Origin of the sequence: uncultured Microbacterium sp., assembly GCF_947489255.1 — a bacterium.
Taxonomy (GTDB): domain Bacteria; phylum Actinomycetota; class Actinomycetes; order Actinomycetales; family Microbacteriaceae; genus Microbacterium; species Microbacterium phycohabitans.
The window spans coordinates 364337-385523 of sequence record NZ_CANLCY010000004.1; the positions used below are offsets into that span (position 1 = coordinate 364337).

The window sequence follows — 21187 nt, forward strand, 5'->3', positions numbered from 1 at the left end:
GACATCACGAAGGGCCGGGGCGCGTCGCCCCGGCCCTTCGTCGTGGATGCCGCGTCAGTCGAGGATGCGGCAGTGCGTGGTCAGCTCGCCGATGCCGTCGATGCCGACGGTCACGGTCGAGCGGTCGCGGAGGAAGATCTGCGGATCGCGCGAGTACCCGGCACCACCCGGGCTTCCGGTGGAGATGAGGGTGCCCGGCAGCAGGGTGGCCGATTCCGAGAGCTTGTTGATGAGCGTCTTCACCGAACGGACCATCTGGCCGGTGCTGGCATCCTGCACGGTGTGTCCGTCGACGACGGTCCAGATGTGCAGGTCCTGCGGATCGGGGATCTCGTCGGCCGTGACCACGAACGGACCGGTCGGGGTGAAGCCGTCGAACGACTTGCAGCGCGACCACTGCGCCTCGGAGAACTGGATGTTGCGCGCGGTGATGTCGTTGACGACGGTGTAGCCCCACACGTGATCGAGGGCGTCGGCCTCCGCGATGTCGCGACCGGGACGGCCGATGATCACCCCGAGCTCGGCCTCATAGTCGACGGCCTCGCTCAGCGCCCGCGGCCACGACGTGGTGGCCTCGTGCGCGGTGAGGGAGTTCGGCCACAGCACGAACACGGTCGGGCCCGCGTCGGTCTTCAGCCCCAGCTCGCCCGAGTGCGCGGCGTAGTTCAGGCCGACAGCGAGAATTGACGGGGGAGCGAGCACGGCCGAGGCGAAGCGGATGCCGGTGAGGGACTCCCGCGGAGCCGTCGCGGCTGCGTCGCGCACGCGATCGAGCAGGGCGTCGCCGCCGGCGATGAGCTGCTCGAGCGTGGTGGGGGCACCGTCGAAGAGCGCATCGACGAACGAGAACTCCTCCCCGTGGACGCTGACGAGACGGGGGGCTTCCGCCCCTTCCTGAGACCGGACGTGGGCGAAACGCATGCCACCACGCTACCGGCCCGCGCCGCGAGACGGAGGCCGCAAGCCCCGGATGCCGTGTCCCGGCCCCGCTCTAGGCTGAGCGCATGAGCTCACCCTCGCCGCTCTCCCGGCCCGGTTCGGTCGAAGCGACCCGCATCACCACGGCTCCGCAGACGGCGGTGTCGGCCGCTCCGCCGCGGTCGCGCGGTCGGGGAGTGGCGCTGTGGGTGGTCGCCGTGCTGCTCGTGCCGCTCCTGGCCCTCCTCGTGCGGTATTTCACCGGGTTCCTGGGCACCGCCGCGACGTTCCTCGGGCTCGTGCTGGCCGCCATCCCCTTCGTGATCGTGTGGTTCGCCGTGCGATACATCGACCGTTGGGAGCCCGAGCCGCGTCGACTGCTCGTCTTCGCGGTGGCCTGGGGAGCGATCGCGTCGGTGGTCATCGCCCTGGGCGTCGATCTGCTGCCGACCCTCGCCCTCGGGCAGCTCCCCGCCGCCTTCAGCGCCGTCGTGCAGGCGCCCATCGTCGAGGAGATCGCGAAGGGCCTCGGCGTCCTGCTCATCTTCGCGTTCGCCCGCCGAGCCTTCGACGGGCCCGTCGACGGCATCGTCTACGGCGCGCTCATCGGGGCGGGTTTCGCCCTCACCGAGAACGTGCAGTACTTCGCTATCAGCTACCTCGAGGGCGGACCGGCGCAGGTCGCGAGCACGTTCTTCCTGCGCGCCGTGCTCTCGCCCTTCGCCCACGTGATGTTCACCAGTCTCACCGGCTTCGCATTCGGCCTCGCCGCACGTCGCGGCCTGCGCACGGGAGCGGCCCTGGCCTACGGCATCCCGGGCCTCATCGGGGCGATCGTGCTGCACGGTCTCTGGAACGGATCGGCCACGTTCGCGAACTTCTTCGAGGCCTACGCGGCGCTGCAGGTCCCGCTGTTCGTGCTGTTCATCCTCGGCATCCTGGCCCTGCGTCGCGAGGAGTCTCGCCTGACCCGGGCCCGCCTGGGCGAATACGCCGCCGCCGGGTGGTTCACCCCGCAGGAGGTCGACATGCTCGCCACGGGGCCGGGGCGTCGCTCGGCGGTCGCCTGGGCGCGAACGCTGCCCGGTGATCGCTCGGCCGTCATGAAGGCGTTCATCGTGGATGCCACCGCGCTCGCCGCCGCGCGCCAGCGCACGCTGTCGGGCCGCGACCCCCAGGCTCCCGCGACCGAGCGGTACCTCCTGGAGCGCACCACCGCCGCGCGGGCGGCGCTGCTGTCGCGCTGACGCACCTCGTGCGCCGTCCGCACCATCCACGTGTCGCCGAAACTGCACGCGGGTCCCGAGACCGTACGTGCCCGTTAGCCCTGCCCGGCGGTGTCGGTGATCGCGCGCGGCCTCGGCGCCTCGCGTCACCGCGACCCGGGGGTCTTGACACGACGCGGAGGTCGGAGCACCATCGATGTAGGCCAACTCAGCGCCCGGGAGACACGCAGGCATCGCCGCGGCACCGGGCGCTGAGTCTTTGTCCAGGGGCGTCATCCGGCGCGCGGGCGTGCTTGGATGGATGCATGACTGATCGCACCAAGCCGGAGTTCGACGCTCCCAGCGGCCCCGCCCCCTCCGACCTCGTCATCCGCGACATCATCGTCGGCGACGGCGACGAGGCCAAGCCCGGCGACACCGTCACCGTGCACTACGCCGGTGTCGAGTACGAGTCGGGCGAAGAGTTCGACTCGTCGTGGGGCCGGGGCGAGAGCATCCAGTTCCCCCTCCGCGGCCTCATCCAGGGCTGGCAGGACGGCATCCCGGGCATGAAGGTCGGCGGCCGACGCGAGCTCGTCATCCCGCCGCACCTGGCCTACGGTCCGGCCGGCGGTCACTTCCTCGGCGGGAAGACCCTCATCTTCATCATCGACCTGCTCAAGGTCGGCTGACCGGGCGTTCTTCACGAGACGTTCACGAACCCGAGGGGGCTCCGGCTCCCTCGGGTTCGTCTTTTCCCTCGATCGTGGAATACATTCGTGTGAATGGGAGTTGGACTCCCGCAGGACGCCGACACGGCTCCCCAGACCTCTAGGAGTGACATGACCGACACCACCACCCTCGACATCCCCGGCTACAAGGCGGGCACCTGGGTCCTCGACCCCTCGCACAGCGAGGTGACCTTCACCGTCCGCCACATGATGATCTCCAAGGTGCGCGGCACCTTCGGCATGAAGAGCGCCACGCTCGTCGCCCCGGAGAACCCCCTCGAGGCCACCGTCGAGGCCTCCGTCGACGTCACCTCCGTCGACACGAAGGACGAGGGTCGCGACCAGCACCTGCGTTCGGCCGAGTTCTTCGACGTCGAGACCTACCCCACGATGGACTTCCGTTCGACGGGCGCCCGCGTCGAGGACGGCGACTACCTCGTCGACGGCGAGCTGACCATCCGCGGCGTCAGCAAGCCCGCCACCTTCTCGATCGACTTCGGCGGCTTCGGCACCGACCCGTGGGGCAACTACAAGGTCGGCGCCACCGCGAAGACGGTCATCAACCGCGAAGACTTCGGCCTCACCTGGAACGCCGCCCTCGAGACCGGCGGCGTCCTCGTCGGTAAGGACGTCACCATCGAGCTCGACCTGCAGTTCGCGCACCAGGCGTGATCGCTCCGCAGCGCTCGCTGCGGTCGTGATCGTCGCGAAGACCCCGGATGCCGTCCGCATCCGGGGTCTTCGTGCGTCCGGGCGCGGTACGGGATTCGTCGGATCGACCGAGGAGTCCGGTCCCGATGCGCGGCCCGTCGGGACGACTCAGGCGTGCGCGCGGCGCGGCAGGCGCAGGCGCTGCTGCACGAGCAGGATGCCGAGGAACACCACCGCGGCCCCCACCGGCTCGTTCCAGGAGATGCGTTCGCCGAGGATCAGGATGCCGAGCGCCACCCCCACGACCGGGGTGATGTACGTAACGGTGGACGCGCGGGTCGGCCCCCAGGCGCGCAGGGTGTTCTGGTTCCAGACGTACGCGATGCCGGTGCCCAGAACGCCGAGGGCGACGATGCTCGCGACGACGGGGAGGTCGAGGCGCATCGGCTCCGCGAGGATGACCGGCGACAGCAGCACCATGAATGCCGCGGCCGGACCGATGTACCCGAACGCGAAGGCGATGCCCGACAGGCCGGTGTCGCCCAGGAAGCGACGCATGTACGCGAGGCTGAAGCCGTAGCAGGCCGTCGCGCCGAGAAGCGCGAGCTGGGCGATCGTGCTGTCGCCGACGTCGGCCACGGCGCCGGGGGCGATGATCACGACGACACCGGCGATGCCCACGGCGATGCCGAGCAGCTGACCGAGCTCGAGGCGCTCCACGCGGAACACCGCCCACGCCATGATCGCGGTCATGATCGGTGTGGTGGCGTTGAAGATGCTGGCCAGTCCCGACGACACGTGCTGCTCGGCCCACGCGAACAGCAGGAACGGCACGACGCAGAAGCTGAACCCCAGCACGCACAGGTGGCCCCACACGCGCCGGTCGCGGGGCAGGCGCTCTCGCCGGATCGCGACGATGGCGCCCAGGGCGAGGGCTCCGAACAGCAGCCGGCCGCCCGCGACCTGCGCCGGCGTCATGCCGGTGAGCGCGATCGCGATGAAGAGGAAGCTCGACCCCCACACGATGCCGGTGAGCACGAACTGCACGGCGATCGAGACGGGGGAGGGGGAGGGAGCGGATGCCACGCTCCCGACGATAGGGCGAAGCGCCGACATCGGTCGGGTCGCGAGGATGCGACGTCCGGAATCCGCCGACGATCGGCAGCCGGTCGACGTCACCGCGCGGTCAGGGCTGCGGGTCGAGCGCGTCGTAGTCGCGGAAGCGCGGGGACAGGCGCACGAGGAAGCCCACCAGCGCCAGGATCACGATCCCGCCGAGCAGGGGTGGGACCCACAGCGCCGCGATGGTGGCGAGGGTGCCGGCGTACAGCGCCCCGACCCGAGGGCCGCCGGCCACCACGACGATGAAGATGCCCTGGAGGCGGCCGCGCATGGCATCCGGGACCGCCGCCTGCATCATCGTGGAACGGTAGATGGCGCTGACGTTGTCGGCGGCGCCCGAGACGGCCAGCGTCAGGGCGGCGAGCACGATGAGCAGCACGGCGCCCCGGTCTTCGCCCGTGTCGGCGGGGCGGCCCCAGCCCAGGGCGGCGGCCAGCAGGACGAGGCCGAAGAGTCCGATCGACAGGCCGTAGACCTGGATCGACCGTTCGATGCCCAGCCCCTGGCGGCGCACTCGTCCGATCGGACCGGAGAACAGGCTCGACAGGAACGCCCCCGCCGCCACCGCGGCCGTGAGGACACCGGTCGTGATCGCGCCGCCGCCGAGGAGCACGGCGCCGATCGCGGGGAACAGGGCGACCGGCTGGCCGAAGGTCATCGCGACGATGTCGAGGATGTACTGCAGCCGGATGTTCGGGGCGCGTCGGAGGAACCGGGCACCGTCGCGGAGCGACGCGAGCCCCGGGCGCACGACCTCGCCCTCGGGGCGCAGCTTCGGCAGCGACCACAGTCCCAGGAACAGAGAGGTCATGAGGAGGACGTCGAGCGAGTAGGTCCAGGCGTAGCCGGCGAACGCGACGAGCACGCCGGCGAGAGCGGGGCCCGCCATGACCATGATGCCGACGGTGACCCCCTGGAGCGCGGCAGCCGCGGGCAGCAGATCACGGGGGAGGAGGCGGGGAGTGATGGCCGATTTCGTCGCCATCACGATGGAGTTCGCCGCCGAGTTCACGACGCTGAGGACGAAGAGCCACCCGACCGTCTCGAGGCCCGTCCACGCGAGCGTCGCGAGCAGGGCGGTGGAGGCGAAGGTGACCACGGCCGCCAGGAGCGCGACGGTGCGGCGGTCGAAGGCGTCGGCGAGCATGCCGCCGTACAGTCCGGCGGCCACCATCGGCAGGAGTCCTGCGACGGCGATCATCGACACCGCGAACGTGCTCTGCGTGAGCTCGAACACGTGCAGCATGACCGCGACGACCGTGAGCTGGCCGCCGAGGCCCGCGAGCGTCGATCCGATCCACAGGCGCGCGAAGGCGGGGGAGGCGGTGAACGGGCGCAGGTCGATGAGGGCGCTCTCGCGGGTGCTCATGCGTCGACGTCCACGCGCTTCACCCGGGCCGTGTGCCCGCGGACGATCTCGACGTCGCGGGGGGCGACGCCGAAGTGCGCGGCGAGCGCCTTCACCACTCCGCCGTTGGCCGCCCCGTCGACCGCGCGTTCGCGCACGTGCACGATCAGGCCGTCGGCGGTGTCTTCGACGAGGGGGCCGCGTCGGCTGCCGGGCTTGACGCGAACGGTGAGCTGCACGGATCGAGGCTACGCCAGGCCTCCGACACCCCGGCACGCGGGAGGCCCCGGGCCTCGAGGGGGCGCCGGTACGCAGCGGTTCGTTCACGGCATCCGGATGCTGGTAGACTCATGCGGTTGCCGTTCGATCGGCCGCGGATAAAGAGAGCTCGCACATCGTGTGACGGGCGCCGCGCAATGAGAAGGAAGGGGATCCCATCTATGGCACTCGAAGCAGACGTCAAGAAGGCGATCATCGAAGAGTACGCGACGCACCCCGGTGACACCGGATCCCCCGAGGTGCAGGTCGCGATGATGACGCAGCGCATCAAGGACCTCACCGAGCACCTCAAGATCCACAAGCACGACCACCACTCGCGCCGTGGACTCTTCCTGCTCGTCGGTCAGCGCCGCCGCCTGCTGGGTTACCTGCAGGACGTCGACATCAACCGTTACCGCTCGCTCATCGAGCGTCTCGGTCTGCGTCGCTAATCGCACCAGCGTTCTATCGCGCAAAACATTCTTGGAAGGCCGCCCCACGGTGTGGGGCGGCCTTCGTCATTCCCGGACGGGGCGACGGGCGCGCGCCCCGTGGTCTCGAGAGGTCCCTGAGTCCGTGGAAGGTCCCTGAGTCCGTGGGAGGTCCCTGAGTCCGTGGGAGGTCCCTGAGCCTGTCGAAGGGACCGGTGGCTTCGACAGGCTCAGCCACCTGGGCCGCGAGGGAGCGGTGGCTTCGACGGGCTCAGCCACCTGGGCCGCGAGGGATCGGTGGCTTCGACGGGCTCAGCCACCTGGGTCGCGAGGGGGCGGTGGCTTCGACGGGCTCAGCCACCTGGGCCGCGAGGGAGCGGTGGCTTCGACAGGCTCAGCCACCCGGGCTCGCGAACGCCGAACGCCCGCCGCCGGGGCGACCGGGCAGCGGGCGTTCGACGAACGGGTCAGGATGCCGTGCGCGCGGCCAGCAGATCGGCGTGCCACCGTTCCGCGACGTCGGGGTGCGCCCGCAGGCGCGACTTCAGCGCGTTCTCGCCGTAGGTCGCGTGGATCGGGTTCGACGGATCCTGCGAGACGCCGCGGGCCTCGGCGGCGAGCTCCGCGGGCAGCTCGATGATCGGCAGCCGCGCGTCGAGGGCCGGGTTGAAGAAGAACGGCACCGAGATGCGCTCGTCGGGGAACGAGGGCGAGATCACGCGGTGGTTCGTCGCGGTCAGATACCCCTGCGTCGCGTACTCGAGCAGCTCGCCGATGTTGACGACGAAGGCGCCCGGCACCGGGGGAGCGTCGACCCACTCGCCGTCGCGCTCGACCTGCAGACCGCCCTTGCCGGGCTCGACCCAGAGCAGGGTGAGAACCCCCGAGTCCTTGTGCGCACCGACACCCTGCTGAGGGGTCGGGTCGTCTTTGCCCGGGTAGCGCACGATCTTGATGAGCGTCTGGGGGTCGCCGAAGTGGCGGTCGAAGTACTGCTCCTCGGCGCCGAGGGCGAGGGCCCACGCGCGCAGCAGCTTGCGGGCGACGCCGGTGAGGTGATCGTGCCACTCGGTGACGACCTCGCGGAGCTCGGGCTGGGCGGCCGGCCACAGGTTCGGCCCCACGAGCCGGTTGTAGCCGGGGCCGTCGGCATCCTGGATCGCGTCGCGCTCGGGACCGATGTCGATCTGCTCGCGCCAGTCCACGCGCCCCAGCGTGCGCTCGCCGCCGACGCGGGTGTAGCCGCGGAAGTGGGGGCTCGTGACGTTCTCGATCGCGAGCTTCTCGGCCTCGGGGAGGGCGAAGAAGTCGTGGGCGGCCTGCAGCAGTCGACCTTCGAGCTCGGGCGTGACCCCGGTTCCGGTCAGGTAGAAGAAGCCGACGTCATGGGTGGCGGCGCGCAGGTCGTCGCGGAAGCGGGACGCGGCCTCGGGCCCCTGATCGAGCAGCGAGAGGTCGAGGATCGGGAGGTTCAACTCGGACATGGATCGAGGCTAGGTCGGGCCTTCGTCGCGCGCGCGAATGTTGCCGACCGTTACCGCGCACGCGAGCGGCATCCGCTTTCCGCCGACATCGGGGATGCGCGAAGCGGCGAAAGTGCGTAATCTGTCACAGTCAGGTGAGGCTGTCCTTACCTGGTCCGCAACGTCGCGGTCCTTCCTCCTCGTGAAAGTCGGAACTCCCGCCCGTGCTTGCCAGCTTCTTCGCCACCTTCCTCATCGGCCTCCGTGAAGGCCTCGAGGCCGCGCTCGTCGTCGGCATCCTCGTCGCCTACCTCACGCGCGTCGATCGCCGCGACGCCCTGCCCAAGCTCTGGACCGGTGTCGGACTCGCCGTGGCCCTCGCGCTCGGCGTCGGCGCGATCTTCACGTTCGGCGCCTACATGCTCACGTTCGAGGCCCAGGAGCTTCTCGGCGGCGGGCTCTCGCTGCTCGCGGTCGCGATGGTCACCTGGATGATCTTCTGGATGCAGAAGGCCGGCCGCACCCTCAAGGCGGGCCTCGAGGGCGGAGTCGACAAGGCGCTGCGCGGCGGCGTGTGGGCGCTCGTGGCGATCGGGTTCGTGTCGGTGGCCCGCGAGGGCGTGGAGACGACCCTGCTGCTGTGGTCGATGGTGCAGTCGTTCGGCGAGTCCCCCGTGGCCCTGCTCGGAGCGCTCCTGGGCCTCGCCACCGCCGTCGTCCTCGGCTGGTTCATCGCGCGCGGCATGCTGCGCCTCAACCTCGGCCGTTTCTTCACCTGGACGGGCGGTTTCCTCATCATCGTGGCGGCGGGCGTGCTCGCGTACGCCTTCCACGACCTGCAGGAGGCCGGGGCGCTTCCCGGCCCGTTCGGCGCCGGTGCGCCGATCGACCCCGCCACCGGTCTGGTCGCCACCGGCTGGGCCGGCTTCCCCTTCGGGTGGGCCTTCGACGTCTCGACCGCCGTGGCCCCCGACAGCGCGCTCGCGGTGCTGCTGCAGGCGACCGTGGGCTTCATGCCGCAGATGACGTGGCTGCAGGTCATCGCGTGGGTCGTCTACGTCGCCGTCGTCGTCCCGCCCTTCGTCCGGGGCGTGCGTGCGGGTCGTCGTCCGCGCCCCGCCGCGACCTCGCCGTCCACCGTGCCGGCGGAGCCCCGGCTCGCGGCCGCCCCGGCGGCGGCCGGCACCTCCACCGCCCCCTGAGACATTCTTCCTCCCGCGCGCACCCGACGCCGCGGCATCCTTCCCTCGAACGGAGCACCATGAATTCGACACGCCTCCTCGCGGCCGGCGCCGCGGCCGGCGCGGCCGTCCTCCTCCTCTCCGGCTGCGTCGCCAAGACCGACGCCGCGGCCTCCGGCGCCCTCACGGTGACCTCCACGGCCGACGGCTGCGCCGTCTCGGCCGGGAGCGCCCCCAGCGGCACCGTCGCCTTCACGGTCGACAACAAGAGCGAGCAGACCACGGAGTTCTACCTGTTGGCCTCCGACGGCCTCCGCATCGTCGGCGAGGTCGAGAACATCGCCCCGGGCGCCTCGCGCAGCCTCACCGTGGTCGCGCAGCCGGGTGACTACTACACCCTGTGCAAGCCGGGAATGGTGGGAGACGGCGTCGGCAAGGCGGCGTTCACCGTCACCGGCGACGCCGTGGCCGTCGACGGACCGGATGCCGAGCAGAAGCAGCAGGCCGTCGACCTGTACGCCGCGTTCGTGAAGGACCAGGTCGGCCAGCTCCTCCCCGCGGTGCAGACCTTCGCCGCCGTGTACGAGAGCGGTGACGATGCCGCGGCGCGCGAGCAGTTCCCGCGCGTCCGCGCGTTCTACGAGCGCATCGAGCCGATCGCGGAGGCGCTGGGCGACCTCGACCCCCGCATCGACTACCGCGAGGTCGACGCCGTGGCCGAGGGTCTGGACTGGACCGGGTTCCACCGCATCGAGAAGGACCTCTGGGTCCCCGCGCAGGACGCGCTGAACGCCGACGGCGAGACGCCCGCGTGGCAAAACTGGGCGCCCTCGACGCCGGCCGAGCGCGCCACCTACGGCGACAAGCTCATCGCCGACACGCAGGAGCTGTACGACTACGTGCACTCCGACGCCTTCACCGAGGCCCTCGACGCCCAGGGCGTCGCGGGTATCTCGAACGGCGCGATCGCGCTGCTCGACGAGGTGGCCACGGGCAAGATCAGCGGCGAAGAGGACTGGTGGTCGGGAACCGACCTGTACGACTTCGCGGCCAACGTCGAGGGGTCCAAGATGGCGTTCTCGCTCGTGCGCGACTTCGCGGAGTCCAAGGGCGACAAGGGCGCGAGCCTGGTCGGTCGCATCGACGCGGGGTACACCGATTTTGAGGCAGCCCTCGCCGCGCACGGATCCGCCGAGGCCGGCTTCGTGCCCTACTCCCAGCTCACCGAGGCCGACAAGCGTCAGCTCACCGACCTCATCAACGCCCTCGCCGAGCCGCTGTCGCAGCTGACGGTGACGATCCTGGAATGACCGTGGACGACGAACGGCTCACCCCCGGCACCGCCGGGTCTTCGGACCCGGCGGTCGCCGCGTCCGCCGGCGCCGCGTCCGCCGGATCCGGGGCCGCCGGGCTGTCCCGGCGTGGGCTCATGGGCCTCGCGCTCGGCGCGAGCGCCACGGGCCTCGTGGTGGGATCGGGCCTCGGTCTCGTGAGCGGAGCGGCGTACGGTCGCGAGCAGGAACGAGCGGTGATGGATGCCGTGGCCCCGGCCGCCGGCATCCACCAGCCCGGGATCACCACCCCGGTCCAGGACCACCTGCACTTCGCGGCCTACGACATGATGGCGCGCACGACCCGCGACGACCTCGCCGAGCTGCTCGCCGACTGGACGTACGCGGCGACCCGCATGATGCAGGGCCTCGACGTCAGTGCCTCCGGTGCCGTCGGTGGCTCTCCGGAGGCGCCGCCCGACGACACCGGCGAGGCCCTGGGTCTTCCCGCGAGCAACCTCACCATCACGTTCGGCTTCGGGCCCACGCTGTTCGATCAGCGCTTCGGCCTCGAGGGGCAGAAGCCCGCGGGGCTCGAGCGACTCCCGGCGTTCCTGGGCGACGACCTGGATCCGCTCCGCTCCGACGGCGACCTCTGCATCCAGGCCTGCGCCGACGATCCGCAGGTCGCGGTGCACGCGATCCGCAACCTCAGCCGCATCGCGTTCGGCCGCGCGACGATCCGCTGGTCGCAGCTCGGTTTCGGCCGCACCTCGAAGACCACCTCCGACCAGGCGACCCCGCGCAACCTGTTCGGCTACAAGGACGGCACGGCGAACATCCTCGCCGACGACACCGCCGCCCTCGACGAGAACGTGTGGGTCTCGGCATCCGAGGGCCCGGCGTGGCTCGCGGGCGGGTCGTACCTCGTCGCGCGGCGCATCGCGATGCTCATCGAGACGTGGGACCGCACGCGCCTCGCGGAGCAGGACCGGGTCGTCGGTCGCGACAAGGCGAACGGCGCTCCGCTCTCGGGCGGCGACGAGTTCGCCGCTCCCGACTTCGACGCCGTCGGCGCCGGGGGGAAGCCGGCGATCGACCCCCGCAGTCACGTGCGGCTCGCGCACCCCGACATGAACGGTGGCATCCGCCTGCTCCGCCGTGGCTACAACTTCGTCGACGGCACGACCGATCTCGGCCGCTTGAACGCGGGACTCTTTTTCCTGTCGTTCCAGAAGAGTCCCGAGCGCTACATCACCGTGCAGAGGGCCCTCGCGACGGATGCCATGGGCGAGTACCTGCGGCACGTCGGCTCCGGTCTCTGGGCCGTGCCGCCGGCGGCTCCCACCGGCACGTCGATCGGGGCGGGGCTGCTCGGGGCGTAGCCGGCGGCGCGTCCCGAGGCGGCGGAGCCTGTCGAGGCCGCCGAGCGTGGCGGCTGTCGGTCGAGCAGCGGAGGTGGCTGAGCTCGTCGAGGCCACCGGGCGTCGCGGGTCTCGGTCCCTTCGACGAGCTCAGGGACCTGGCCACGGCGGCTTTCGGTCGGGCGGCGGAGGTGGCTGAGCTTGTCGAAGCCACCGGGCGTTGCGGGTCTCGGTCCCTTCGACAGGCTCAGGGACCTGGCCACGGCGCCCTTCGGGCGGGCGGCGGAGGTGGCTGAGCTTGTCGAAGCCACCGGGCGTTGCGGGTCCCGGTCCCTTCGACGAGCTCAGGGACCTCGCTATGGCGCCCCTCGGGGCGGTTGAGCCTGGTGCGTCGCGGTCCCGGATGCCGCGGACGCGCGGCCGGCGCCGAGCTCGCGATCGCGGAAGAGCCACGGCATCCGGGGCTCCACCAGAGGGCGGGTGAGGCGTCGCACGGGGCGGCTTGACAGGGCCACGGCGATGAGGACGCTCGCGACGATCACGACGGGGATCCACAGCCACATCGGCTCGAGGCCCCGAAGGACGCCCGACTGGCGGAACGGGTAGAGCACGAACGTGTGGAGCAGGTAGACGTACATCGTGTACCGGCCCAGGACGCTCCAGCGCGTCTCCCGCCGGGGGATGAGCAGCAGGAACGCCGACATGAGCACGAGCGCGAGGGCGATGATCGCGAGGCGCACGGCTCCCGCCCACCACTGCGGGGCGTCGAGATCGACGTAGGCGTCGACGAAGAAGAACCACGTGCCCAGACGCACCTCGCTCCAGGTGTCGACGAAGGCGTAGGCGAGGATTCCGGCGCCCGCGAGCACAACGGCGGCGACGGCCCGCAGCCACACCGGACGGCGCTCGAGCAGCCCGAGGCGCGCGACGACGTCGTGCTCGCGGAGCCACCATCCCAGGGTGAAGAAGGGCAGCAGGCCCAGTAACCGCGACACCGAGAACGTCGAGTCGATGCTCGGCAGGTAGCCGGCGATCACCGAGATCGCCAGCGCCCACAGGACGGGTCCGCGCACCAGCGCGAGATACGGCAGAACGAGTCGGAACAGCGCGAGCGCGAGGAGGAACCACAGCGTCCACGACGGCTGAGCGGGGTCGAGATTCGTCCTCCCCGTCACCAGGAACTGCGTGATCGTCCACAGGGTCTCGAAGATGAGGTACGGCGCGATCAGGTCGGTGACGACGCGGGCCATCCGGCGACGGGTGGGTTCGGCTCCCGAGGAGAAATACCCCGACACCAGCGCGAACAGGGGCATGTGGAACGCGTACACGAGCAGGTACAGCGCCTGCGCGGCATCCGAGTCGTAAGTGAGCCGCTGGATGGCATGGCCGAAGACGACGAGCACGATCGCGGCGAAGCGCGCGTTGTCCCAGAACGGGGTGCGGGTCGTCGTGCGGGGCGAGGTGGTGGCATCCGTCATCCCGGGCGACGATAATCGCGACGCGAGCGAGGGTCCATGGGGGTGGATCCCGGATGCCGATGGGGTACGGCGGAATAAAAATCGGCGTCGTGCGTTCTGACATGTATATTCAGATGCATACAAACGGAGGTCGCATCATGAGCGAGACGAACAACTGGCCGGGCATGCAGTTCGGTGTCATGACGGTGAGCGACATCACCCAGGACCCCACCACGGGGAAGACCCCGAGCGAAGCCCAGCGCATCAAAGACACGCTCACGATCGCGAAGCACACCGAAGAGGTCGGCCTCGACGTTTTCGCCCTCGGGGAGCACCACAACCCGCCCTTCTGGTCGTCGTCGCCCACGACCACGCTGGCCTACATCGCCGCGCAGACCGAGCGCCTCATCCTCACGACCTCGACCACGCTCATCACCACGAACGACCCGGTGAAGATCGCCGAGGACTTCGCGATGCTCCAGCACGTGTCGGGCGGTCGCGCCGACCTCATGCTCGGCCGCGGCAACACCGGCCCCGTGTACCCCTGGTTCGGCAAGGACATCCGCCAGGGCCTCCCGCTCACCATCGAGAACTACGACCTGCTGCACAAGCTGTGGCGGGAGGACGTCGTGGATTGGGAGGGGAAGTTCCGCACGCCGCTGCAGGGCTTCACCTCGACCCCGCGACCGCTGGACGGCGTGCCCCCGTTCGTGTGGCACGGCTCGATCCGCACGCCCGAGATCGCCGAGCAGGCCGCGTACTACGGCAACGGCTTCTTCGCGAACAACATCTTCTGGCCCAAGGAGCACTACCAGCGCCTCATCACGCTGTACCGGGAGCGCTACGCCCACTACGGTCACGGCACGCCCCAGCAGGCGATCGTCGGCCTCGGTGGCCAGGTGTTCATGCGCGCCAACTCGCAGGACGCGGTGCGGGAGTTCCGTCCGTACTTCGACAACGCGCCCGTCTACGGCCACGGTCCGAGCCTCGAGGACTTCAGTGAGATGACCCCGCTGACCGTCGGCTCGCCGCAGCAGATCATCGACCGGTACGCGGCGATGCGCGAGACGTTCGGCGACTACCAGCGCCAGCTGTTCCTCATCGACCACGCGGGCCTTCCGACCAAGACGGTGCTCGAGCAGCTCGACATCCTCGGCGGCGAGGTCGTTCCGGTGCTGCGCAAGGAGCTGCAGAAGAACCGCCCGGTCGAGGTTCCCGACGCGCCCACGCACGCCAACCTCGTCGAGAAGATCTACGCCGGCGCGGCCCCGCGTCAGGCGGTGCCCGGTGCCAACCGCGGCGACAACATGGTCTCGGGAAGCCCGTACCAGGATGCCGCGCCTCGCACGGGCAGCGCGTTCGGTGCCGCCGCGACGAAGGTGGGTGCCTGAGATGGCCGCCCGCCGCATCGCGGTGATCACCGCGGGACTCTCGACGCCCTCGTCGACCCGCATGCTCGGCGATCGACTCGCCCACGCCGCTCTCGCCGAGCTGCGCGAGCGGGGGATCGAGGCCACGGCCGACGTGTTCGAACTGCGCGATTACGCGCACGACCTCACCGACAACCTGCTCACGGGCTTCGCCCCGCCGGCGCTCGAGCAGATGATCAACACGGTCGTCTCGGCCGACGGCATCATCGCCGTCACGCCGATCTTCTCCACGAGCTACTCGGGGCTGTTCAAGTCGTTCATCGACGTGCTCGACCCGCAGGCGCTGAGCGGCACACCGGTGCTGATCGGGGCGAACGCCGGCACCGCCCGCCACTCGCTCGCCATCGACTACGCGATCCGCCCGCTGTTCACCTACCTGCACGCCAACCCGGTGCCGACCGGGGTGTTCGCCGCCTCGAGCGACTGGGGCGCGAACGCCGACGAGGTGGCACCGCTCGGTTCGCGGGTCGACCGCGGCGCGCGGGAGTTCGCCGACGCGATCGCCGCGCGCGAGCCCGTGCGCGACGCCGACCCCTTCGACCCCTCGTCGTACCTCGGCGAGGGCCGGTCGTTCGGCCACCTGCTGGGCGGTTTGTCGGGAGAGTAACCCGCCTCGACGCCCCGTCGCCCGTGTGGCGGCGGGGCGTCGTCGTGCGTGGGGACGGGCGGGTCGCAGGCTCAGTCATGTGCGCGAACTCCGTTGCGGGCGCGCGGTTCGGGCTGAGGTTGTGCGAATCGCGGAGGTTGTGCGCGCGGGCGCGCTCCGGGGCGTCGTCGTGCGTGGGTCGCAGGTTCAGTCATGTGCGCAAACTCCGTTGCGGGCGCGCGGTTCGGGCTGAGGTTGTGCGAATCGCGGAGGTTGTGCGCGCGAAGCGGCCCCGGACGGCCGCGCCGCGTGTCGGCGAGTCCGCGCGGCCCCGGACGGCCGCGCCTTGAGTCGGCGAGTCCCGCGGCCGTGGGCGCTCCGCCTAGGGTGGGGGCGAGCAGAAGGAGTCGGGATGGATGCCACGCAGTGGGACGAGCGCTACCGCGCCTCCGCCGGGGGAGTGTGGGCCACCCAACCGCCCGCCGTCGTGCGGGAGATCGCCACGCCCTTGGCGCCGACGACCGCCGTCGACATCGCGACCGGCGACGGACGCACGGCGCTGTGGCTCGCCGAGAGGGGCTGGTCGTGCACCGGCCTCGACTTCTCGGGCGCGGGGCTCGCGCTCGCCGCGGCCCGCCCCGGGGGCGATGCGGTGCGATGGGTCCAGGGCGACGTGCACGACTGGGCGCCGGAGTCGCCCGTCGACCTCGTCGTCTCGTGCTACCTCCACCTGCCCGATGCCGCGGCGGTCGTCGCGCGCATCGCGCAGTGGGTGGCGCCCGGAGGCACGCTCCTCGTCGTCGGCCACGACGTCGAGAACATCGCCGCGGGAGGTCACGGACCCTCCGATCCCGCCATCCTCTACACGCCCGACCTCCTGCGCGGTGCGCTCGACGATCGCTTCCGCATCCAGAGGTGCGAACGCGTCACGCGAACGAGTGCGGATGCCGAGCTGCGCGGCGGTCACGCGCACCCCGCGATCGACACCGTTCTGCACGCGGTCCGGGTGCGCTGACGGGCGCACGGTCCGTCCCTCCGGACGGGGCCACCGCACCCGCCGGGACGCGCGCACCGACGAGCCGACCGGCCGTGCCTCTCACAGCACGATGTCGTCGGGTCCCCTGAGCTCCCGCGGGGCGACCGGGCGCAGGCCGAGACGCGCGAAGGTGTCGGCGGCCACGAGCGGCCCGACGTCGACGCCCGCTTCGGCGGCGATGTCGGCGATCGGTGCCTGGAACGTGCGGAAGGCCCCGAGGGGCGGCACCGTGAGCCCCTGCCGCGTGTCGACGAGCTCGCTCTGATCGAGCACGAAGCCGGCCGCGGCGAGGGTCTCGCCCCGTCTCCAGGCCGCGATCTTCCAGAACCGCAGGGGCACCCGGATGCCGCGGTACGGCGGATCGCCGTCGTCGAGCACCGGCGCCGTGAACACCGCCAGCCGCTGATCGGTCGTCTCGGCGTAGGCGAGGACGTGGTCCTCGAGACCGAGCCACAGCTCCTTCGACTGGTTGAATCCGGCCGCCTGCGGGGCGGCGTTCGTGTAGAAGAACGTGGCCTCGGTGGCATCCCGAGCCTCTCCGACGTCTCCCCAGCCCGGATCGCGACGACGGACCAGATGGCCCCGATCGAGATCGTTGCGGCTGTAGACCTCGGGACCGGCCTGCGCATCGGCGGGCACCCGCGGGTCGAGGCGCCATTCGCCCGAGCGGGGGAGGTCGCGCAGGGTCGCCCCGTCGATCACGACGGCGGTGACCGCGGCGAATCGGCGGTCCTCCCGCAGCAGCACCGAGAATCGTGCGTAGTCGAGCCGCGTCGTCGGTGCGGCGGGCGCGGGCAGGGGGAGGGGGAGGCCGAGGAAGTCCGGGTCGTAGCCGTCGCTCATGCCCCCATGCTGCCGCGGACCCCCGACATCGCGACAGACTGGACCGATGGAACAGCACGTGAAGACCCGGGCCGACGCGCCTGCCGGCTTCTTCGCCGCGGAGGCCGCGGGCCTGCGGTGGCTCGCCGACGCCCACGGAGCACGCACCGTCGGCGTCGTCGAGGCGACCGAGGAGCGCATCGTGCTGGAGCGCGTCGCCGAGACGCCCCCGACCGCGGCGTCGGCCGAGGCGTTCGGTGCCGCGCTCGCCGCGACCCACGCCGCCGGAGCCACGGCCTTCGGCGCGGCGCCTCCCGGCTGGGAGGGCGACATCTTCATCGGCCGCCGACCGCAGCCCGCGCGTCCCACCGCGACCTGGGGCGCCTTCTACGCGGCTCAGCGCGTCGAGCCCTTCCTGCCGATCGCCGTCGCGGCGGGGAACCTCTCGGCATCCGGTGCCGAGCTTGTGCGCCGCGCCTGCCGGCTCGTCGCCGACGGGGCGTTCGACGACGACGAGCCGCCCGCGCGGCTGCACGGCGACCTGTGGGCGGGCAACGTGCTGTGGGCTCCCGAGGGGGTCGTGCTCATCGATCCCGCGGCCCACGGAGGGCATCGCGAGACCGACCTCGCGATGCTCGCGCTCTTCGGCTGCCCGTTCCTCGAGCGCATCCTCGCCGCCTACGACCGCGCGCGGCCGCTGCGCGCCGGGTGGCGCGAGCGCGTGCCGCTGCACCAGCTGCACCCCCTCGCCGTGCACGCGGCCGGTCACGGACCGTCGTACGGCCGGGCCCTCGTGGATGCCGCCGAGCAGACGCTCGCGGTGGCCTGAGGCGCCGGCTTTCGGCATCCGGGGGTCGCAGACGCGGGCGGAGCTCGCACCTTCCCGGGTAGGGGATGCGAGGAGCGCGCCGATCTGCGAGCCGCCGCGTGGGGCCGCGGCGCCCGCATCCCGCGCGAAGCTCGCACGTTCCCGGGCGGGGTCGGCCGATCTGCGCGCTCCGGAGCCGACGGGGTCAGCCCCGCGCGGCGGCCCGCCGCTTCGCGCGCCGCGCGAGCAGCAGGTCGATGCCCACGCCGATCCCCACCGCGACGACGATCGACACCACCACCGCCACCACCGGACCCCCGGGCACGACGGCGGCGACCACCGCGCCGATCACCGCCTGGTAGGCGGCCCATGCCAGAGCCGCCAGGGCGGCGACGCCGAGATACCGCGCCGGCTGCACGCGCGAGGCTCCGGCGGCGAGGTTCACCGCGAGCCGGGCGAACGGCACGAATCGCGCCGTGAACAGCACCAGCGCGGCATTGCGTTCGAGGCGTCGGCGCGCCCACTCCAACGCGGCCGACACGCGGGGCCCGCGCATCCAGGCCCATCGCTCGACGCCGACCGCGCGTCCCATCAGGTAGCAGCACAGGTCGCCCGTGAAGGCCGCCGCTCCCGCGACGAGGATCACCCCGCCCAGCGACGGAGTGCCGTGCGCGACCGCGAGGGCGCCGAACGCCGTCACCGCCGCCTCGCCCGGGATGACGACGAGGAACGCATCGGCGAACACCAGCACCGCCATCGCGAGCAGGGCCCAGGGGCTTGCCGCGATCGCCTGCAGCCATGCGTCGACGCCGTCCATCCCGTCACTCTCCGCCGCCGATCGAGACGCCCCGCCCACGCGGCGGTGACGCCCCGCGGAGCATCCGGTGAACATCGCGAACGTGGGCCCTCTGCGCGCCCCGCGAGAGCGCGCGAGGTCGCACCCTGGACTCGTGAGAGTCGCGCTGCTGGCCGAATCCTTCCTCCCGCACATGAACGGGGTCACCGGTTCCGTTCTCCATGTCCTCCGCCACTTGGCGGAGGCGGGGCACGAGACGCTCGTGATCGCCCCCAAATCCGGAGACGTCACCGCCGACCTGCACGGTGCCCGCACCGAGCTCCTGCGCTCCGTGCCGCTGCCGTCGTACCCCGAGGTGCGGGTGGTGTTCGCCCGCGCGGCGCGCCTGGGCGCCCTGCTGCGCGACTTCGATCCCGACGTCGTGCACCTGGCATCCCCCTTCGTGCTCGGGTGGCAGGGACTCGCGGCGGCGGACGCCCTCAAGATCCCCTCCGTCGCCGTCTACCAGACCGACGTCGTCGCGTATTCGCAGAAGTACGGCCTGCCGCACGCCACGGCGCTCGTCGCCGCCCACGTCGCCCGCTTGCACCGTCGCGCGACGCTCACCCTCGCGCCCTCGTCGGCGTCGATGCGTCAGCTCGAGGGACTCGGCGTGGATCGCATCCGTCGCTGGGGTCGGGGAGTGGATGCCGTGCGCTTCGGCCCCGAGCACCGTGACGACGCCTGGCGTGCCGAGGTGGCCCCGCGCGGCGAGCGCATCGTCGGTTACGTCGGGCGGCTCGCGCCCGAGAAGCAGGTCGACGACCTCCGCGTCCTCGCCGGGCTGCCCGAGACCCGAGTGGTGATCGTGGGCGACGGGCCCTCGCGCCCGTCGCTCGAGAAGGCCCTCCCGGACGCCCTCTTCACCGGGCACCTGTCCGGCGCGGCGCTGTCGTCGGTCATGGCCGGCTTCGACGTGTTCGTGCACCCGGGTGAGAGCGAGACGTTCGGGCAGACCATCCAGGAAGCCCTGGCCAGCGGCGTCCCGGTGGTCGCGACGGGGGTCGGCGGTCCGCTCGATCTCGTGCGCTCGAGCGTCGACGGCTGGCTGTACAAGCCCGGCGACCTCGACGACCTGCGCGCCCGCGTCGCCGATCTCGTCGGCGACGAGTCGAAGCGCCGCGCCTTCGCCCGGGCGGCGCGCGACGCCGTGCAGGGGCGCACGTGGGCGGCCCTCACGGGCGACCTCGTCGGACACTACGCGGATGCCATCGCCCTGCGCCGCATCGACGACAACCTGCTGCTGCGTGGCGGGCCACGCCCGGCGGCTGTCGAAGCCACGCGTACGCGGGGCCGCTGGACCCGCTTCGTGGCGCTCGGCGACTCGCTGACCGAGGGACTGTGCGATGCGTCGCGCATGCCCTCGGGACAGTTCCGCGGGTGGGCGGACCGTCTCGCGGAGCTGCTCGCCCACACCAGCGACGACGGGCCCTTCCGCTACGCCAACCTCGCCGTGCGCAGTCGCCGGGTGCGGCACCTGATCGACGAGCAGATCCCCGCCGCCCTCGCCCTGCAGCCCGATCTCGTGTCCATCCTCATCGGCGCCAACGACCTCGTCGGGCCCGCCCCGATCCTGCCGGCGATCGTGGCGGAGGTGGAGTCGGCGGTGCGCGCGGTGCGACGCACGGGCGCCGACGTGCTTTTGGTGACGACCTTCCTGCCGCGCCGGCCCGCGGCCCGCATCTTCGCCCGCCGTTTCGCGGCCTACAACGTGCATCTGCGACGTATCGCGGCGGAGCAGGGCGCGATCCTGCTCGACCTGGAGGCCGCCGCCGAGATCGGTGAGCTGCCGCTGTGGGCCGACGACCTGGTGCACCTGCGCTCCTCGGGGCACCGGCTCGTCGCCTACCGCGCGGCGGAGGCGCTCGGCGTGCCCGATGCGCGCGCCCTGCTGGGCCTCGACGAGGCGCTGCACGCCGACGACGACGCACCGCGCGGCGGCTGGCTGACCCGCGACGCGTTGCCGTGGGTGTGGCGCCGCCTGCGCGGGCGCACCGCGGGCGACGGCGTCCGCGCGAAGCACGAGGCGTACGTCGAACTGCCCACCCGCGGCGACCGGGAGCGCACCCGCACGTCGTGACGCCCGCCGGTGCCCCGGGGCTGCCCGCACGGGAGGACCCTGAGCTGATCGCGGGCTCCGGCGGCGTCGCCCCGCGTGAAGGGAGGACCGTGAGCTCGTGGCGGGACCCGGCGGCGTCGCCCCGCGCGAAGGGAGGCCCCTGAGCTCGTGGCGGGATCCGGCTGCGTCGCCCCGCGTGAAGGGAGGACCC

Annotated in this window: 20 protein-coding genes; 12 read left to right on the forward strand and 8 right to left on the reverse strand. The window is 71.8% G+C overall.

The features are described from left to right. Window positions 1-54: 54 nt before the first annotated feature. Window positions 55-921 (reverse strand): fumarylacetoacetate hydrolase family protein, encoded by an 867-nt coding sequence (locus tag Q0818_RS12100; protein WP_298875065.1) that lies wholly within the window; start codon window positions 919-921, stop codon window positions 55-57. Between the two features lie 83 nt (window positions 922-1004). On the opposite strand from Q0818_RS12100, the gene Q0818_RS12105 reads away from it, so the two are divergent. From Q0818_RS12105 to Q0818_RS12115, 3 genes are all read left to right on the forward strand, one after another. Beyond that, entirely contained in the window at window positions 1005-2165 is a 1161-nt protein-coding gene (locus Q0818_RS12105; protein WP_298875068.1) for a PrsW family intramembrane metalloprotease, read from the forward strand. A gap of 284 nt (window positions 2166-2449) precedes the next feature. Then, window positions 2450-2815, forward strand: a complete 366-nt coding sequence (locus Q0818_RS12110; protein ID WP_013583439.1) for an FKBP-type peptidyl-prolyl cis-trans isomerase — start codon at window positions 2450-2452, stop codon at window positions 2813-2815. 150 nt (window positions 2816-2965) lie between these two features. Beyond that, complete coding sequence (locus Q0818_RS12115) at window positions 2966-3526, forward strand: YceI family protein (protein ID WP_298875071.1); 561 nt, start codon at window positions 2966-2968, stop codon at window positions 3524-3526. 147 nt (window positions 3527-3673) lie between these two features. On the opposite strand, the gene Q0818_RS12120 is transcribed toward Q0818_RS12115, so the two are convergent. From Q0818_RS12120 to Q0818_RS12130, 3 genes are all read right to left on the reverse strand, one after another. Next, the gene (locus Q0818_RS12120) at window positions 3674-4591 is read right to left on the reverse strand and encodes a DMT family transporter (RefSeq protein ID WP_298875074.1); all 918 of its coding nucleotides are present in this window, start codon (window positions 4589-4591) and stop codon (window positions 3674-3676) included. 100 nt (window positions 4592-4691) lie between these two features. Then, on the reverse strand, window positions 4692-5996 hold the full coding sequence (locus tag Q0818_RS12125) for an MFS transporter (protein WP_298875078.1): 1305 nt from the start codon (window positions 5994-5996) through the stop codon (window positions 4692-4694). Continuing rightward, window positions 5993-6214 (reverse strand): DUF167 domain-containing protein, encoded by a 222-nt coding sequence (locus tag Q0818_RS12130; protein ID WP_298875081.1) that lies wholly within the window; start codon window positions 6212-6214, stop codon window positions 5993-5995. Before Q0818_RS12130 ends, Q0818_RS12125 begins: the two co-directional genes overlap by 4 nt. 201 nt (window positions 6215-6415) lie before the next feature. Here Q0818_RS12130 and rpsO point away from each other — a divergent pair, with 201 nt between their 5' ends. Next, window positions 6416-6685, forward strand: a complete 270-nt coding sequence (rpsO, locus tag Q0818_RS12135) for a 30S ribosomal protein S15 (protein WP_013583433.1) — start codon at window positions 6416-6418, stop codon at window positions 6683-6685. Between the two features lie 446 nt (window positions 6686-7131). Here the strand turns inward: rpsO and Q0818_RS12140 are convergent, their stop codons facing one another. After that, window positions 7132-8148, reverse strand: coding sequence for a 2-oxoglutarate and iron-dependent oxygenase domain-containing protein (locus Q0818_RS12140; RefSeq protein ID WP_298875084.1), 1017 nt, complete (start codon window positions 8146-8148; stop codon window positions 7132-7134). A gap of 203 nt (window positions 8149-8351) precedes the next feature. On the opposite strand from Q0818_RS12140, the gene efeU reads away from it, so the two are divergent. Genes efeU through efeB form a run of 3 tightly spaced genes read left to right on the forward strand, consistent with a single transcriptional unit; the run spans window position 8352 to window position 11964 of the window. Further along, a complete protein-coding gene (gene efeU, locus Q0818_RS12145; protein WP_298875087.1) occupies window positions 8352-9329 on the forward strand; it encodes an iron uptake transporter permease EfeU in 978 nt (325 codons plus the stop codon). A gap of 59 nt (window positions 9330-9388) precedes the next feature. Next, window positions 9389-10618 carry an iron uptake system protein EfeO gene (gene efeO / locus Q0818_RS12150; protein ID WP_298875089.1) on the forward strand — a complete coding sequence of 410 codons (1230 nt, stop codon included), beginning with the start codon at window positions 9389-9391 and terminating at the stop codon, window positions 10616-10618. Window positions 10619-10620: 2 nt separating this feature from the next. Further along, window positions 10621-11964 carry an iron uptake transporter deferrochelatase/peroxidase subunit gene (gene efeB / locus Q0818_RS12155; protein WP_298875767.1) on the forward strand — a complete coding sequence of 448 codons (1344 nt, stop codon included), beginning with the start codon at window positions 10621-10623 and terminating at the stop codon, window positions 11962-11964. 335 nt (window positions 11965-12299) lie between these two features. Here the strand turns inward: efeB and Q0818_RS12160 are convergent, their stop codons facing one another. After that, complete coding sequence (locus Q0818_RS12160; RefSeq protein ID WP_298875092.1) at window positions 12300-13421, reverse strand: acyltransferase family protein; 1122 nt, start codon at window positions 13419-13421, stop codon at window positions 12300-12302. Between the two features lie 137 nt (window positions 13422-13558). Here Q0818_RS12160 and Q0818_RS12165 point away from each other — a divergent pair, with 137 nt between their 5' ends. The 3 genes from Q0818_RS12165 (at window position 13559) to Q0818_RS12175 (ending at window position 16431) form a co-directional block, all read left to right on the forward strand. Beyond that, a complete protein-coding gene (locus Q0818_RS12165) occupies window positions 13559-14791 on the forward strand; it encodes an LLM class flavin-dependent oxidoreductase (protein WP_298875094.1) in 1233 nt (410 codons plus the stop codon). 1 nt (window position 14792) lies between these two features. Beyond that, entirely contained in the window at window positions 14793-15437 is a 645-nt protein-coding gene (locus tag Q0818_RS12170; protein WP_298875097.1) for a CE1759 family FMN reductase, read from the forward strand. Between the two features lie 391 nt (window positions 15438-15828). Further along, window positions 15829-16431: a class I SAM-dependent methyltransferase gene (locus Q0818_RS12175; RefSeq protein ID WP_298875100.1), complete on the forward strand. Its 603-nt coding sequence runs from the start codon at window positions 15829-15831 to the stop codon at window positions 16429-16431. Between the two features lie 81 nt (window positions 16432-16512). On the opposite strand, the gene Q0818_RS12180 is transcribed toward Q0818_RS12175, so the two are convergent. After that, the gene (locus tag Q0818_RS12180; protein WP_298875103.1) at window positions 16513-17295 is read right to left on the reverse strand and encodes a DNA/RNA non-specific endonuclease; all 783 of its coding nucleotides are present in this window, start codon (window positions 17293-17295) and stop codon (window positions 16513-16515) included. Window positions 17296-17341: 46 nt separating this feature from the next. On the opposite strand from Q0818_RS12180, the gene Q0818_RS12185 reads away from it, so the two are divergent. Further along, complete coding sequence (locus tag Q0818_RS12185) at window positions 17342-18103, forward strand: fructosamine kinase family protein (RefSeq protein WP_298875106.1); 762 nt, start codon at window positions 17342-17344, stop codon at window positions 18101-18103. A gap of 184 nt (window positions 18104-18287) precedes the next feature. On the opposite strand, the gene Q0818_RS12190 is transcribed toward Q0818_RS12185, so the two are convergent. Then, complete coding sequence (locus Q0818_RS12190) at window positions 18288-18899, reverse strand: VTT domain-containing protein (RefSeq protein WP_298875109.1); 612 nt, start codon at window positions 18897-18899, stop codon at window positions 18288-18290. Window positions 18900-19032: 133 nt separating this feature from the next. Between Q0818_RS12190 and Q0818_RS12195 the strand changes: the two genes are divergently transcribed. Next, the gene (locus Q0818_RS12195) at window positions 19033-20997 is read left to right on the forward strand and encodes a glycosyltransferase (protein ID WP_298875112.1); all 1965 of its coding nucleotides are present in this window, start codon (window positions 19033-19035) and stop codon (window positions 20995-20997) included. Window positions 20998-21187: the final 190 nt, after the last annotated feature.